This window comes from Pantoea sp. SGAir0215 (assembly GCF_043543215.1).
In genome coordinates, this window is sequence record NZ_CP028031.1 from 1438846 (window position 1) to 1455022 (window position 16177).

At 53.3% G+C, this 16177-nt stretch carries 15 protein-coding genes; 8 read left to right on the forward strand and 7 right to left on the reverse strand.

Features of this window, described 5'->3' with window-relative positions; genetic code table 11:
* Positions 1-78 precede the first annotated feature (78 nt).
* The gene (gene erpA, locus C1N64_RS06675; RefSeq protein ID WP_006117744.1) at positions 79-426 is read left to right on the forward strand and encodes an iron-sulfur cluster insertion protein ErpA; all 348 of its coding nucleotides are present in this window, start codon (positions 79-81) and stop codon (positions 424-426) included.
* Positions 427-455: 29 nt separating this feature from the next.
* Here erpA and C1N64_RS06680 read toward each other — a convergent pair whose 3' ends face one another.
* The 3 genes from C1N64_RS06680 to mtnN all read right to left on the reverse strand — a co-directional run bounded on the left by C1N64_RS06680 (position 456) and on the right by mtnN (position 2332).
* A complete protein-coding gene (locus C1N64_RS06680; protein WP_006117745.1) occupies positions 456-707 on the reverse strand; it encodes a hypothetical protein in 252 nt (83 codons plus the stop codon).
* A 121-nt stretch (positions 708-828) separates the two neighbouring features.
* A complete protein-coding gene (gene btuF, locus C1N64_RS06685) occupies positions 829-1641 on the reverse strand; it encodes a vitamin B12 ABC transporter substrate-binding protein BtuF (protein ID WP_054634473.1) in 813 nt (270 codons plus the stop codon).
* Positions 1634-2332 carry a 5'-methylthioadenosine/S-adenosylhomocysteine nucleosidase gene (mtnN, locus tag C1N64_RS06690; protein ID WP_006117747.1) on the reverse strand — a complete coding sequence of 233 codons (699 nt, stop codon included), beginning with the start codon at positions 2330-2332 and terminating at the stop codon, positions 1634-1636. The genes btuF and mtnN overlap by 8 nt, the downstream gene beginning before the upstream one ends.
* A gap of 92 nt (positions 2333-2424) precedes the next feature.
* Between mtnN and dgt the strand changes: the two genes are divergently transcribed.
* The 4 genes from dgt (at position 2425) to C1N64_RS06710 (ending at position 8081) form a co-directional block, all read left to right on the forward strand.
* Positions 2425-3915, forward strand: coding sequence for a dGTPase (gene dgt / locus C1N64_RS06695; RefSeq protein ID WP_006117749.1), 1491 nt, complete (start codon positions 2425-2427; stop codon positions 3913-3915).
* 133 nt (positions 3916-4048) lie between these two features.
* A complete protein-coding gene (gene degP / locus C1N64_RS06700) occupies positions 4049-5497 on the forward strand; it encodes a serine endoprotease DegP (protein ID WP_033740303.1) in 1449 nt (482 codons plus the stop codon).
* A gap of 177 nt (positions 5498-5674) precedes the next feature.
* Positions 5675-6832: a CdaR family transcriptional regulator gene (locus tag C1N64_RS06705; protein WP_394515346.1), complete on the forward strand. Its 1158-nt coding sequence runs from the start codon at positions 5675-5677 to the stop codon at positions 6830-6832.
* 31 nt (positions 6833-6863) lie between these two features.
* Complete coding sequence (locus tag C1N64_RS06710) at positions 6864-8081, forward strand: alginate lyase family protein (protein ID WP_394515347.1); 1218 nt, start codon at positions 6864-6866, stop codon at positions 8079-8081.
* 73 nt (positions 8082-8154) lie between these two features.
* Here the strand turns inward: C1N64_RS06710 and C1N64_RS06715 are convergent, their stop codons facing one another.
* From C1N64_RS06715 to map, 4 genes are all read right to left on the reverse strand, one after another.
* Positions 8155-8547, reverse strand: coding sequence for a DUF3461 family protein (locus C1N64_RS06715; protein WP_006117754.1), 393 nt, complete (start codon positions 8545-8547; stop codon positions 8155-8157).
* 217 nt (positions 8548-8764) lie between these two features.
* Complete coding sequence (gene dapD, locus C1N64_RS06720; RefSeq protein WP_033740308.1) at positions 8765-9589, reverse strand: 2,3,4,5-tetrahydropyridine-2,6-dicarboxylate N-succinyltransferase; 825 nt, start codon at positions 9587-9589, stop codon at positions 8765-8767.
* Between the two features lie 80 nt (positions 9590-9669).
* Positions 9670-12318, reverse strand: coding sequence for a bifunctional uridylyltransferase/uridylyl-removing protein GlnD (glnD, locus tag C1N64_RS06725; protein ID WP_394515348.1), 2649 nt, complete (start codon positions 12316-12318; stop codon positions 9670-9672).
* Positions 12319-12383: 65 nt separating this feature from the next.
* Complete coding sequence (gene map, locus C1N64_RS06730) at positions 12384-13178, reverse strand: type I methionyl aminopeptidase (protein ID WP_033740309.1); 795 nt, start codon at positions 13176-13178, stop codon at positions 12384-12386.
* A 316-nt stretch (positions 13179-13494) separates the two neighbouring features.
* Between map and rpsB the strand changes: the two genes are divergently transcribed.
* From rpsB to pyrH, 3 genes are all read left to right on the forward strand, one after another.
* A complete protein-coding gene (gene rpsB, locus C1N64_RS06735; protein WP_006117758.1) occupies positions 13495-14220 on the forward strand; it encodes a 30S ribosomal protein S2 in 726 nt (241 codons plus the stop codon).
* A 183-nt stretch (positions 14221-14403) separates the two neighbouring features.
* On the forward strand, positions 14404-15255 hold the full coding sequence (gene tsf, locus C1N64_RS06740) for a translation elongation factor Ts (protein ID WP_394515349.1): 852 nt from the start codon (positions 14404-14406) through the stop codon (positions 15253-15255).
* A gap of 154 nt (positions 15256-15409) precedes the next feature.
* Positions 15410-16135, forward strand: a complete 726-nt coding sequence (pyrH, locus tag C1N64_RS06745) for a UMP kinase (RefSeq protein WP_289367861.1) — start codon at positions 15410-15412, stop codon at positions 16133-16135.
* Positions 16136-16177 lie beyond the last annotated feature (42 nt).

The window sequence follows — 16177 nt, forward strand, 5'->3', positions numbered from 1 at the left end:
GCTTGATTGCGGCGGGTCGCTGGCAGATAATAGCAACATTGAGGTCGTTTTCTGACCCGGACGTTTACGGAGTAACTCATGAGTGATGAAGTAGTAGCACTGCCGTTGCAGTTTACCGACGCAGCAGCCAACAAAGTGAAAAATCTGATTGCTGACGAAGATAACCCGGCGCTGAAGCTGCGTGTGTATATCACTGGTGGTGGTTGCAGCGGCTTTCAGTATGGTTTCACCTTCGACGATCAAATGAACGACGGTGATATGACCATTGAAAAGCAGGGCGTTTCGCTGGTGGTGGATCCAATGAGTCTGCAGTATCTGGTAGGCGGTTCGGTGGATTACACCGAAGGTCTGGAAGGGTCGCGCTTTATCGTAACCAACCCGAACGCCAAAACCACCTGCGGTTGCGGGTCTTCCTTCAGCATCTGATCATCAGGCCGCTCTCTCCGGGCGGCCTCTTACCATTCTATTGTCACCAGTCTGTCGTTCGTTGTGCGGCTTCCCTGACGCTTCAGCACCGTTTGCGTCACGCGCGGCTGTGCGCTGCTCTGGCGACCGCAGTCAACCTGTGGCGAAGACGGGCTTCGCACGCTGTTGACTTCGCAACGTGAATAGATAACAAGTCTGGCATTGATAGAGCCGGTCGTGGATCCCGCGAACGCCTGCTGCGCGATCACAAGCCCTATGGCCAGAAGCAGGGCTTTAGTCATAGTGAATTCCTGGTGTAGTCAAAAGCGCATCGCGCAGAAGGACGGCGGGCTTACATGGCACGCGTCTCTTAAATAACGTTAACGGCAGTGAAAATGATTACTTTAATCGGCAGGGCAATATTCAGTGGCCTGAAGATGCCTTTGGGGCGGGATGCAGTGCCTCACAGAGCTGCTCTGCGGCTAACAGGATACGCGGGCCCGGACGGCTGAGCCAGTCCTCGTTAATGGCAATGATGCGTACGTTGAGCTGTGGCCGCCAGAACTGCGCAAGCGTTTCAGCCTGTTGCGAACCGCCCGTTGTCACAATGACCTGAGGGTGGCGCATCAGGACCTGCTCCCGGCTCACCTGAGGCCAGCTCACCGGACTTGCGGCAAAAATATTTTGCCCGCCACACAGGCCGATAATGTCATTTTGCAGCGTCGCTTTAGCCGCCGTATACATGGGGGAAAGACCAAACTGCACAAAAACGCGTACGGGGGGTTGCGGACGGTAGCGTTGGCGCAAGGCTGCGACCTGCTGGCGTAGTTGCGTAGCGGCCTGTGTAGCACGCTGGGGGGACGGGCTCCATCGGGCTAATCCAGCCAGCGAATGAATCATGTCATCCAGTGTCGAGGTGGCGACCCATTCCACATGAATCCCTGAGTGCACTAACTGCGCCACCTGACGGGATGAGGTGCCGCCGGGCCATGCCAGCACAACATCGGGCTTAAGCTGTAAAATGCGCTCAAGGTTCATCCCCTGCCAGGTCGCGACCTGCTCAATCTTTTGTGCTTCAGCGGGATAACCCGACCAGGCACTGACCGCAACCGGCGTGATGCCGGCGGCAAAAGCCAGTTCAGTCAGGTGAGGAGCCAGGGTGATGACGCGGGGCGGTGCAGCAGGCAGGCTGCTGCAAAACAGCAGCAGCCAGCAAAACAGCAGGGATTTAGCCATGTGCCAGGCGGGCCAGCAGATTTTCCACCATCAGGGAGGACTGCTTAGCGGCAACGCTCAGGAACTCATCGAAACTCAGGTGCGATTCCTGATCGGCCACATCGGAGATCGCGCGGACGACCACAAACGGCACGTTAAACTGGTGGCAGACATGGCCGATAGCGGTGGCTTCCATCTCAACGGCAATCGCCTGTGGGAACGTCGCGCGAATGCGGGCCAGAGGGGCTGCGCCATTGATAAACGCGTCACCGCTGACCACCAGGCCGCGAACCGCGTTGAGATTCAACTGCTGAATACAGGCTTCTGCGGCGGCGATCAGCTTACTGTCTGCGGTAAAGGCCGCGGGGCAGCCCGCCATCTGGCCCGGTTCATAACCAAAGGCTGTGACATCGGCATCGTGATAGCGCACTTCATCGGACACCACAATATCGCCTACCTTTAACGAAGAGGCTAAGCCGCCCGCTGAGCCGGTGTTAATCACCAAATCGGGTTTGCACAATTGCAGTAACAATGTGGTGCCCATAGCGGCCGAGGTCTTACCAATGCCGGATTTCAGCAACGCAACGTCCACACCATTCAGTGTGCCAGTGTAAATTTCACAACCAGCCAGAGACAGGGTCTGGCGATTTTCAATTTTGTCTCGCAGCAGGGTAACTTCCTGCTCCATTGCGCCAATGATGCCTGCTTTCATTTTACGTCTCGCTAATGTAATGGATGTCAATATCAGGCATAGTCTATCATGGCAGTGACGGGATTATTTCACGAAAAAATAAGGGGACAGCTATGGCGACGATCAATTTCAGGAAGAAGATCAGCTTCACTCGCCCTTATAGCAACCGTAAAGATCCACAGGGGGAATATTTTATTACCCGCCATTTCGAAAGCGATCGTGGACGGATCATTAATTCAGCGGCAATTCGTCGACTGCAACAAAAAACCCAGGTATTCCCGCTTGAGCGCAACGCCGCCGTACGTTCCCGTCTGACGCATTCGCTTGAAGTGCAACAAACCGGCCGGTATATCAGCAAAGAAATTCTGCAGACGCTAAAGATGCAGGGCGGACTGGCGAAATATGGTCTGGATGACATGGAAGGGGCGTTCGAAAGCCTCGTCGAAATGGCCTGCCTGTTACATGACGTAGGTAACCCACCGTTTGGGCATTTTGGCGAAGCCGCCATTAATGACTGGTTTGAAGATAACCTGCCCGCTGAACTGGTCGATCCGCTGGTTGCGGGTGTTGAAAACGAGGCACAGCGCGCGGACTTTGATCGCATGAATGCCATGATTCGTCAGGATTTGTGCCACTTCGAAGGGAATGCTCAGGCTATTCGCATGGTGCATTCGCTGCTGCAACTCAACCTGAGCTATTCTCAGGTAGCCTGCATCCTGAAATATACCGCGCCCGCCTGGTGGCAGGGGGAAAAACCGGCTCAGTTTAGCGTATTAATGAAAAAGCCGGGCTTCTATTTATCTGAGCGGGAATATATTGATGAGCTTCGCACCGCCACAAATTTGACGGAACACCATCGCTTTCCGCTGACCTATATCATGGAAGCCGCTGACGACATCTCCTATTGTATTGCCGATTTAGACGATGCCGTTGAAAAAGCCATATTTAACGTGGACAGTCTGTATGAATATCTCAGCAAGGCCTGGGGAACAATAAATAATAACGATGCCTTCAGTCGTACAGTGGGGGAAGCGTGGCGCGAAGCGGGCAGTAAAAAACGCCGTAGCCGTAGCGATCAGTTTTTTATGTCGCTGCGGGTCAATGTTCAGAATGTTTTGGTCACCTACGCGGTGAAACGTTTTATTGATAATCTGCCTGCCATATTCGAGGGACACTTCAACCATGCTTTATTAGAAGACGAAGGTGAAGAGGGCCGTTTATTACAGATTTTTAAAACCGTGGCGCGCCAGCAGGTGTTTAATCATTCCGAAGTTGAGCAACTGGAACTGCAGGGTTATCGGGTAATTAAGGGCTTGCTGGAAATATATCAGCCGCTGATGTCGCTCAATTATGAAGCGTTTACCACACTGATAAATGAAGACTTTTTACGCCATCATCCCATAGAGACCCGACTGTTCCATAAACTGTCTGGTAAACACCGAAAAGCCTATTTGTATAAAATGCGTACATTGGTTGTTGAGCATAAATATGAGCGTTTGTTATGGGAACGTTATTATCGTTTTCGCCTGATTCAGGATTACATTAGTGGCATGACGGATCTCTATGCCTGGGATGAGTATCGTCGCTTAATGGCGGTGGAATAACCCGAGAATTGTAAAGAGCGCGAATAAATTTTTACTTTTGCCTAAAACTTTTAGAGGAACTTCGCGCTAAAACATTTATCTCAACATTCGACCACAGCAATGGTCAGTATATCCATCATTGTGAGATACCAAAATGAAAAAAACCTCGTTAATGTTAAGCGCCCTGGCGCTTAGTCTTGGCATGGCACTGACCCCTGTGAGTGCTTTCGCTGCGGAAACATCCTCTTCCGTGTCATCCACCAACAGCCAGCAGTTGCCGAGCCTTGCGCCAATGCTGGAAAAGGTTATGCCTTCAGTCGTGAGTATCAGCGTTGAAGGAAGTACGACGGTCAAAACACCACGGATGCCGCAGCAGTTTCAGCAATTTTTTGGCGATAATTCGCCTTTCTGCCAGGACGGTTCGCCGTTCATGGGCTCACCGCTTTGCCAGGGCGGTGACGGTGGCGGTGCCCCTGCCGCGCCAGATACGCAGCAGCAAAAATTTAGAGCGCTGGGCTCTGGTGTCATCATTAACGCTGAAAAAGGCTATGTGGTCACCAATAACCATGTGGTAAACGACGCGACGAAAATTCAGGTAAAACTGAGCGATGGTCGCAGTTACGATGCCAAAGTGATTGGTAAAGATCCCAGCTCGGATATCGCATTAATTCAGCTGGAAGGTGCTAAAAATCTTACCGCGATTAAGATGGCCGACTCTGACAATTTACGGGTGGGCGATTACGCCGTGGCGATTGGTAACCCGTATGGTCTGGGTGAAACCGTTACGTCTGGTATCGTGTCCGCGCTGGGACGCAGTGGCCTGAATGTTGAAAACTATGAGAACTTTATTCAAACCGATGCGGCCATCAACCGGGGTAACTCGGGTGGCGCTCTGGTAAATCTCAACGGCGAGCTGATTGGCATCAACACCGCTATCCTGGCACCGGACGGCGGCAATATTGGTATTGGCTTCGCCATCCCGAGCAACATGGTGAAAAACCTGACGGCACAAATGGTGGAATACGGTCAGGTTAAACGCGGCGAGCTGGGCATTATGGGGACCGAGCTTAACTCTGAGCTGGCGAAGGCGATGAAAGTCGATGCGCAACGTGGTGCATTCGTCAGTCAGGTCGTACCGAACTCCGCGGCGGCGAAGGGCGGTATTAAAGCGGGTGACGTCATTGTGTCGATGAACGGTAAGCCGTTAACCAGCTTTGCTTCACTGCGTGCCGAAGTCGGCTCGTTGCCGGTAGGAACCACGCTGAAACTTGGCATACTGCGTGACGGTAAACCGCTGGATGTGACGGTTCAGCTGCAGCAGAGCACGCAGGACAAGGTGCAGTCCGCCACCATTTACACCGGTATTGAAGGCGCGGATCTGAGCAATAATTCAGGTAAAGAGAAAGGCGTTCGGGTTGACAGCGTGAAAGCGGGCAGCGCGGCGGCCAGAATTGGCCTGAAAAAAGGCGACCTGATTCTTGGCGTCAACCAGCAGGCCGTCAGCAATCTGGGCGAACTGCGTAAAATCCTCGATACCAAACCACCGGTACTGGCGTTGAACGTGCAGCGCGGAGACAGTTCACTGTATCTGCTGGCGCAGTAATCACAGGCAGGGGTTTATCAGGCGGACTTCGGTCCGCCTTTTTTATGGCGACGCGCACAAATGTGATGGTCGCCGCATTTCTGTTAATGCCTGCCAGGCCTTGTGCAGATGCACAATGTTCTCCCGGTATCGCGCGTCTATGCTGTTTTCCCCCTCTTTATGACTCAGGAGTACAGGATGGCAACCTGTCATCTCGACGCACGACTGGCGCAGGAAATTGTCGCGCGCACTATGAAAATCATTGATGGCAATGTCAACGTTATGGATGCAAGAGGACGGATTATTGGCAGCGGTGACCGGGAGCGCATCGGCGAATTGCATGAGGGTGCATTGTTAGTGCTGTCTCAGGGACGTATTGTGGATATTGACGATGCGGTGGCCCGGCATCTGCATGGAGTCAGGCCGGGAATTAATCTGCCGTTGCGTATCGACGGGATGATTGTTGGAGTGATTGGTCTGACGGGCGAGCCGGGTGCGCTGCGTCACTATGGTGAATTAGTCTGTATGGCCGCAGAGATGATGCTGGAGCAGGCGCGGCTGTTGCACATGCTGGCGCAGGACAGCCGTCTGCGGGAAGAGTTGGTGCTCAATCTCATTCGCAGTGACGCGATCTCCCCGCAACTCATCGAATGGGCGCAGCGCCTCGGCATCGATCTTAATCAGCCCCGAATCGTGGCGGTGATCGAAGTGGACAGCGGGCAGCTTGGCGTTGACAGCGCGATGTCAGAATTACAGCAGTTGCAGACGTTATTGACGACACCGGCGCGGGATAACCTGATTGCCATCGTCTCACTAACCGAAATGGTCGTGCTGAAACCGGCATTAAATGCACACGGACGTTATGATCAACACGATCACCGCAGGCGGGTCGAACAGCTCATGCAGCGCATGAAGGAAAGTGGTCATCTGCGCATGCGTATTGCGCTGGGCAATTTCTTTACGGGCATGGGCAGCATTGCACGTTCATATCGTACTGCGCGAACAACGATGGCGGTGGGAAAGCAGCGTATGCCCGAGGTTCGCAGCTATTTTTATCAGGATTTGATGCTGCCGGTCCTGCTCGACAGCTTACGGGGTGGCTGGCAGTCAAATGAACTGGCGCGTCCGCTGGAAAAGCTAAAAAGCATGGACAGCAACGGTTTGCTGCGACGCACGCTGAGTGCCTGGTTCAGCAACAATGTGCAGCCCGGCGCGACGTCGCGTGCGCTTTTTATTCATCGAAATACCCTGGAATACCGTTTAAATCGTATCGCTGAATTGACGGGACTCAACCTGGGCAAGGTCGACGATCGCCTGCTGTTGTACATCGCGATCCAACTGGATGAGCAGGGCTGAAAGGGCCCGAAAAAACGAAGAGGACAGACTGATGCGCGCACGGCGTTGGGGATGTGGCTTACTGATACTTGCGTTCACCTGCCAGGCGGCGGCAACGGACACGCTGATTTTTCTCTCGACAAAGGCTTTGCTCACCACACGACAGGCCATCCAGAATCAGCAGGCAAGCCCACGTACGCAGCAAGCCTGGCAACAGCTGAAACAGCAGGCGGATAAGGCGCTTAAGCAGCCCGATCCCAGCGTCATGGACAAAGGTCTGGTGCCCCCCAGCGGCTCGCGACACGATTATCTCAGCCTGAGCGCGTACTGGTGGCCGGACGCCCGGCAGAAAACGGGGCTTCCGTGGAGCCGTCGGGATGGCGAGGTGAATCCCGACACAAAAAACAACCAAACAGACGGGCTGCGTTTTGCGCGTTTTAGTGCCGATGTGCAGGCACTGACGCTGGCCTGGTTCTTTTCGGGCGATGTACGCTATGCCAGTAAAGCCCAATCGATGATCCGTCACTGGTTTATCGATCCCGCCAGCCGCATGAACCCCAACCTTAACTTTGCGCAAGGCGTGCCGGGCATCAGCACGGGTCGGCATGATGGCGTACTGGATGGGCGTTATTTTGCCACCCGCATTGTTGATGCGTTGATATTGCTGCGTCAGTCACCTGGCTGGCGTGCAGGCGACGAGGCCGCGCTACAGCGCTGGTTCCACGACTACCTTACCTGGCTGCAAACCAGTAAGCTGGCGCGCCAGGAGCGGCATGCGGCCAACAATCACGGCAGCTGGTATTGTGTTCAGGTGGCCGGGATTGCCGCTTACCTGCATAACGACGCCGTTATGAGGGACATGATGGCGCTGGCTAAAACGAAGATCGGTGGGCAGATAGCGCGTGATGGCACGCAGCCGCTTGAACTGGCCCGCACCCGCTCTTTTCACTACAGTTTTTTTAATTTACAGGCGCTGACTGCGATAGCGGCCTTGTCGTCTCAGCGCGGTGAGGACGATCTCTGGCACTACTCTGACAAACAGGGCGGCTCGCTGCTGGCTGCGTTGGATTATATGGCACCGTTTAGTGATTCTGCGCGCCGCTGGCCGTGGAAGACGCGCGACCGTAACAGCGGGCGCGTCATTCCCCTGCTTATGCTGGCGGATAATGCGCTGGGTTCTGCACGCTATCAATCCTGGATTGACCGGTTTGACTGGCGTGAGGCGACTGAAGATGTCTTGCGTGAAGGGGCGTTGCTGCGGCAGGAGTAGCAGGGCATAAAAAAGGCCCGCGTCACAAAGTGACGCTCACTCAGGACGGCAGGCCGTAGTACGTTTGAAGGGATTAACGGCCGCTGCGGGTCAGTTTTTCCAGATCGGATTCAATTTCCGCGATCTTGTGTGACACCACGCCTTCCAGATGACGCAGATCGTCCAGAATTTTACGTTTCAGATCGACTTCAACCTGATCGCGCTGGCAAATTTGATCCAACTCATCGATGACATAGCGCAGGTTAGGGCTGATTTCCTGCACTTCACGGTAGCCCTGCGACGCATTATCGGCGACGACCGTTTTACGCTGACGAGGGTATTTAAATTTCACGCTTTTAGCGAAAAATTCGCCTTTATCTTTGCGGAAATAAATTTTCAAAATATCGTTATTCGCTTCCTGACGCAGGCTGTAGCGATCGATATCGTCGGGGTTACTAATGCCTAAGCTCTTAATATTGTCATACATAACGTTTTTTCCACCAAATGATAAGCGCGCAGAATTGTTCATGACTTAATGACTGTAGACATAAATAACATGAATCAGTGCGCAACAGGATTTAACTGGCGCGAATTATGACCTGGATGAAAAGTAAACGCACCCGTTGGTTCGCGTTGAAAAACAACATTACCCGTAACAGCTGTAAACAAAAGATGACGGGCTGTCAGGCAGCCCGTCCACAAGCTTAGTCGATCGTGCGCAGCAATTCATTAATGCCGGTTTTGGCCAGTGTTTTGGCATCCACTTTTTTCACGATAACCGCGCAATACAGGCTGTAGCTGCCATCTTTTGACGGCAGATTACCCGAGACGACGACCGATCCGGCAGGTACGCGTCCGTAATGAATTTCACCGGTTTCGCGGTCATAAATTTTGGTGCTTTGACCAATATAAACGCCCATTGAAATAACGGAACCTTCTTCAACAATCACGCCTTCAACAATTTCAGAACGTGCGCCGATGAAGCAGTTATCTTCAATAATGGTCGGATTAGCCTGCAGGGGCTCAAGCACCCCACCGATGCCTACGCCACCAGATAAGTGGACATTTTTACCAATTTGCGCACAGGAGCCCACGGTGGCCCAGGTGTCCACCATCGTTCCTTCGTCAACAAAGGCACCGATGTTCACATAGGAAGGCATCAACACGGTATTACGTGCAATAAAGGCACCTTTACGCACGGCGGCGGGCGGTACGACGCGGAAACCGGCGGCTTTGAAGCGCGCATCGTCCCAGTCAGCGAATTTCATTGGCACTTTGTCGTAAAAGCGTGTTTCTGCGCCTTCCATGACCTGATTGTCATTGATGCGGAAAGAGAGCAGAACGGCTTTTTTCAGCCACTGATGCGTTACCCATTCACCGTCGATTTTTTCAGAAACGCGCAGCTCACCACTGTCCAGTTTGGCGATAACCTGATTAATCGCGTCGCGGGTTTCAGTATCCACACTGGTCGGGGTGATATCAGCGCGACGTTCGAAGGCAGATTCAATAACACTCTGTAACTGTTGCATATTTTTTCCTGATCTGTCATTTGTGGTGCCGGTCAGCGACCAGCACAGGTAAAAAGTGAAAGTTCACAAATTGAAGCGGGTCACACTTTATCGTTTGGATTAAGGGCCTCTGTCAACCGTTGTTGCAGGGTCTGGCGCATTTCCTCATCCAGTGCCCGGCGTTCGCTATTGGCCAGAATAAACAAATCTTCGACACGTTCTCCAATGGTACTGATGCGCGCACCATGCAGTGATACGCCGAGATCGGCAAACACCTCGCCGACGCGCGCCAGCAAGCCCGGCTGATCGAGCGCCACCAGTTCCAGATAACTCCGGCGATCGGTATGCGTCGGCAGAAAGTTTACTTCGGTATCCACGCTGAAATGGCGGAGTCGGGCAGCCTGACGGCGGGTACGTGGTGGCACCCAGTCTGACTGCGTAATCGCCTGTTCCAGCGCCTGAATGATCAGCGCATGACGATCGGGAGCCAGCGGGCTGCCATCCGGCTCCAGCACGATAAACGTATCCATCGCCATACCATCGCGGCTGGTAAAAATCTGCGCATCATGCACGCTGAGATTGCGGCGATCCAGCTCACCGGCCACGGCGGCAAACAGGTGGGGCCGGTCCGGGCTCCAGATAAAAATTTCTGTACCGCCTCGTGTAGCCTGTGGGCTTACCAGCACCAACGGTTTACGCAGATCGTGTTCCAGTAAATGGCGCGCATGCCAGGCGATCTGATTCGGCGTGTGACGCAGGAAGTAGTCGGCACGGCACCGGTTCCAGATGTGGTGCAGGCGGGCTTCATCAATGTTGTCCATGCGCAACAGTGCCAGCGCCTGTAAACGGTGATGACGGACACGCTCACGGAGATCCGGGCTGTTCTCCATGCCGCGGCGCAGCTGTTTTTCAGTGGCAAAGAACAGTTCTCGCAGCAGGCTTTGCTTCCAGCTGTTCCACAAGCTTTCATTAGTGGCGCAGATGTCGGCAACGGTCAGGCAAACCAGATAACGCAGCCGGTTCTCGTTCTGCATGACTTCGGCGAACTGTTGAATGACCGTAGGATCCTGAATGTCGCGGCGCTGCGCGGTAACTGACATCAGCAGATGATGACGAACCAGCCAGGCCACTAACTGAGTTTCACGTGAGTTAAGACCGTGCATCTCCGCAAACGCCAGCGCGTCCTGCGCACCCAGCACGGAGTGATCGCCGTTACGCCCTTTCGCGATGTCGTGTAACAGCGCAGCCATTAACAGTAATTCCTGTTGTGGCAGGCGAGGCCAGAGTTCAACGCACAACGGATGTTGCGGGCGCGTTGCTTCATTGGCAAAGCTCTCCAGTTTCTGCAATACCCGGATAGTGTGCTCATCGACGGTATAAGCATGAAATAAATCAAACTGCATCTGCCCGACAATGTGGCTCCAGAGCGGCGTATAAGCCCAGAGCACGCTGTGGCGATGCATCGGGACCAGCGCGCGACTGACCGCACCGGGATGACGCAGAATCGACATAAACAGGCGACGTGCTTCAGGCAACTGGCATAAGGGTTGCTCCAGATGACGCCGTGTATGGCGCAGGCGGCGCAGTGTAGTGGAGTAGATCCCTTTGATGTTTTCATTGCGTACCATGACATAGAACATACGCAAGATCGCCTGGGGTTCCCGATCAAACAGGGTTTCATCACGCAGATCGATCAGGTTACCGCGCAGCTGGAAATCGTCATCAATGGCATAGGGTTTTTCATTGGTGGAGAGCGCCAGAATGGCCTCATCGAACAGTTGCAACAGCATCTGGTTAAGCTCACCGATGCGCCGCGTGACGCGGTAAAAATCTTTCATCATGCGTTCGACCGGTTCGTTGCCTTCTCCCTCATAATTCAGGCGCCGGGCAACGCTGAGCTGGCGGTCAAACAGCAGGCGGTTATCGTACCGTGGCAGAGACAGGTGCAGGGCAAAGCGAATGCGCCAGAGAAACGCCTGGCACTCATTCAGCTCGCTGCGCTCTGCGTCCGTCAGGAAACCAAAGCCTGACATCTCATCCAGCGTGGTCGCGCCAAAGTGGCGACGGGCAACCCATTGTAAGGTATGAATGTCACGTAACCCGCCGGGGCTGCTTTTGATATCCGGTTCCAGGTTATAGCTGGTACCGTGATAACGTGTATGGCGTTCCTGCTGCTCGTCGATTTTGGCGGCAAAAAAGCGGGATGATGGCCAGAAGCCATCGCTGAAGACATTTTTTTGTAATTCCAGAAACAGCGCGACATCGCCGGTCAGCATTCGGGCTTCAATCAGATTGGTCGCCACGGTCAGATCGGACAGCCCTTCCAGCAGGCACTCTTCGAGGCTACGTACACTGTGGCCGACCTCCAGCTTGAGATCCCACATCAGCGTCAGTAGCGCGCTGGCGCTCTGCGCCGCCTGCTCATCCAGCGGTTGACGGCTGAGAATTAAGATATCGATATCGGAAAGGGGATGCAGTTCACCGCGGCCGTAACCGCCGACGGCGACAAGCGTGATGGCTTTCATGCTGTCGAAGCCAAAAAAACGCCACAAACGGCGCAGCAGGCGATCGATAAACAGCGTTCGGGCGTGAATCAGATCTTCGACAGGCTCACCGGCATCAAACGCCGCCGCCAGGTGCTGCTGGAAGCCCTCCAGACGTTGCTTTAAGACGTCGCGTGTCAGCGTATCGTCTTGCCACTCGCCAGGGGAATCATTCAGGCCGTTTTTCACTTCTTGCGACAGGCTCATGCAACGCTCTCATCATTAACCATAAAAAAACCGGCAGAGCGCCGGCTTTTTTATTCGTGGTGGAATTACTCCTGGTTAACTAACACCGCAGGCAGGGTGTCGTCTTTTCGCAGGGTTAAAATCTCACAGCCGTTATCCGTCACCACAATAGTATGCTCGTACTGCGCCGACAAGCTGCGATCTTTGGTTTTCACCGTCCAGCCGTCTTTCATGGTACGAATGCGGTAATCACCGGCGTTCACCATCGGTTCAACGGTAAAGGTCATTCCTGCCTGCAGGACCACTCCGCCGTCATCCGCGTCGTAATGCAGCACCTGAGGCTCTTCATGGAAGCCTTTGCCAATGCCGTGACCGCAGTATTCCCGCACGACAGAGAAGTCATTCGCTTCGACGTATTTTTGAATCGCGCGTCCCAGCTCGCGCAGCCGAATGCCCGGCTTAACTAAACGCAGTGACAGATAAAGGCTTTCCTGCGTCACGCGGCACAGACGTTCGCCCTGAATGGTGGGTTTACCCACGATAAACATTTTGGACGTATCGCCATGGTAATCGTCTTTAATCACGGTCACGTCAATGTTAACGATATCCCCGTCTTTTAACGGGCGATCGTCACTGGGAATGCCATGGCAAACCACTTCATTCACTGAGATACAGACAGATTTAGGGAAACCGTGGTAACCCAGGCAGGCAGACACCGCCTGCTGCTTCTCGGTAATGTGCGCATGACAAAGGCGATCCAGTTCGCCCGTCGTCACGCCAGGCTGCACGTGCGGTTCGATCATTTCAAGCACTTCCGCAGCCAGCCGACCTGCGACGCGCATTTTTTCGATTTCTTCGGGAGTTTTTATTGAGATTGCCATTAAATTATTCCGCTGTTGCTGAAATTTTCAGCAATAATGAACGCTGTGCTGTCATGTTAACAGCAAGCCAAAAGGGCTGCCAAACGGAGAACGCATCGCGCGCCATAAGCGAACAATTATTGGCGTCCAGAGCCTGATTGTGGTATAAAGCGCGCCGACGATTCTCTGTGGGCTGCAAGGTCAGCGGGAACCGCAATAATCTCACTATGTGTACTAAAACACACATGTATCGACACATACGCCGGGGTGCCTTGAAAGAGGTCGGTTGTATGGGATACATGGAGGCCCAACCCCAATTAAACTAGAGGTAGTAATCATGGCAACTGTTTCCATGCGCGATATGCTCAAGGCTGGTGTTCACTTCGGTCACCAGACCCGTTACTGGTGCCCAAAAATGAAGCCATTCATTTTCGGTGCGCGTAACAAAGTTCACATCATCAACCTTGAGAAAACCGTACCAATGTTCAACGAAGCTCTGGCTGAGTTGACCAAAATCTCTTCCCGTAAAGGTAAGATTCTGTTCGTTGGTACCAAGCGCGCTGCTGCCGAAGCGGTAAAAGAGTCTGCACTGAGCTGCGACCAGTTCTTCGTAAACCACCGCTGGTTGGGTGGTATGCTGACTAACTGGAAAACCGTTCGTCAGTCTATCAAACGTCTGAAAGAGCTTGAGACTCAGTCTCAGGACGGCACTTTCGACAAACTGACCAAGAAAGAAGCGTTGATGCGCGCTCGTGAGCTGGCCAAGCTGGAAAACAGCCTGGGCGGTATCAAAGACATGGGCGGTTTGCCGGATGCACTGTTTGTTGTCGATGCTGACCACGAACACATCGCAATCAAAGAAGCAAACAACCTGGGCATCCCAGTATTTGCTATCGTTGATACTAACTCTGATCCGGATGGCGTTGATTACGTTATCCCAGGTAACGACGATGCGATCCGTGCTATCAACCTGTACCTGACTGCCGTTGCGACTACCGTTCGCGAAGGCCGTTCTCAGGATCTGGCTGAGCAGGCTGAAGAAGCGTCTTTAGAAAACGCTTAATTAAGGTTTGCTCTGTAGAAGAGCCCTTAGCATTCAGATGTGATCTGTAAGGGGCCAAACATGGCCCCTTTATTTTATCCAAGTCTGTAACGCCCCTGTTCAGGCCGGCGGGACAGAGTAAATTTTCCGCAAATAAGTACCTGTTGATGCACCCGTGCTCAGGTACGAACCGAGGATTCTGGAATGGCTGAAATTACCGCTGCACTGGTAAAAGAACTGCGTGAGCGTACTGGCGCAGGCATGATGGACTGCAAAAAAGCGCTGACTGAAGCGAGCGGCGACATCGAGCTGGCGATTGAAAACATGCGTAAGTCTGGCGCAATCAAAGCAGCGAAAAAAGCAGGTAACGTTGCTGCTGACGGCGTGATCAAAACCAAAATCGTTGGTAACTACGGTGTGATTCTGGAAGTAAACTGCCAGACTGACTTCGTTGCAAAAGATGGCGGCTTCCAGGCATTTGCTGACAAAGTGCTGGACGCGGCTGCGGCTAACCGCATCACCGACGTTGAAGCGCTGAAAGCACAGTTTGAAGAAGAGCGCGTTGCACTGGTTGCCAAAATCGGTGAAAACATCAACATTCGTCGCGTTGCAATGCTGGAAGGCGAAGAGCTGGGCAGCTACCTGCACGGCGCACGTATCGGCGTTCTGGTTTCAGCGAAAGGCGCTAACGAAGATCTGATCAAACAGATCGCGATGCACGTTGCGGCAAGCAAGCCTGAGTTTGTTAAGCCAGAAGACGTTTCTGCTGAAGTGGTTGAGAAAGAGTACCAGGTTCAGCTGGATATCGCGATGCAGTCTGGCAAGCCAAAAGAAATTGCAGAGAAAATGGTTGAAGGCCGCATGAAGAAATTCACCGGTGAAGTTTCTCTGACCGGTCAGGCATTCGTTATCGATCCAGCCAAAACCGTTGGCCAGGCGCTGAGAGAGCAGGGCGCTGACGTGATCAACTTCATCCGCTTCGAAGTGGGCGAAGGCATCGAGAAAGTTGAGACTGATTTTGCTGCTGAAGTTGCAGCGATGTCCAAACAGTCTTAATGATCTGAAAGAACCGCCAGATGGCGGTTCTTTTTTGTCTGTCACAGGCAAAAGATACGTTTTCAGTTTCATCCCAATAGCAATTCTTTTGCTGTAAGCGGATGATTGATCGGAATTACTTCTCACTCATCATATCTTCCAGGAAGAACTGACCATGGCGACCAACGCAAAACCTGTTTATCAACGTATCCTGCTAAAACTCAGCGGTGAAGCACTGCAAGGTGCAGAAGGTTTTGGTATCGACGCGAGTGTGCTTGACCGCATGGCTCAGGAAGTTAAAGAGCTGGTCGAACTGGGTATCCAGGTGGGCGTTGTGATTGGCGGGGGCAACCTGTTCCGTGGAGCGGGTCTGGCACAGGCGGGCATGAACCGCGTTGTCGGCGACCACATGGGGATGCTGGCCACCGTAATGAATGGCCTGGCAATGCGTGATGCGCTGCATCGTGCCTATGTTAACGCCCGTCTGATGTCGGCGATTCCCCTGAACGGCGTGTGCGACAACTACAGCTGGGCAGAAGCCATCAGCCTGTTACGCAATAACCGCGTTGTCATCTTCTCCGCAGGTACCGGTAACCCCTTCTTTACGACGGATTCTGCCGCCTGTCTGCGCGGTATCGAAATCGAAGCCGATGTGGTGTTGAAAGCCACCAAAGTTGACGGCGTTTATTCTGCGGACCCCGTGAAGCACCCCGATGCAACACTGTACGAAAAACTGACCTATACGGAAGTGCTGGATCAAGAGCTAAAAGTGATGGATCTCGCCGCGTTTACGCTGGCGCGCGATCACAAACTGCCTATCCGCGTTTTCAACATGAACAAGCCTGGCGCATTGCGTCGCGTAGTGATGGGTGAAAAAGAAGGCACCCTGATTACGCATTAATACCCGAGGCGAGATAAAATAGGGTATATTCTGTCAGTGCGG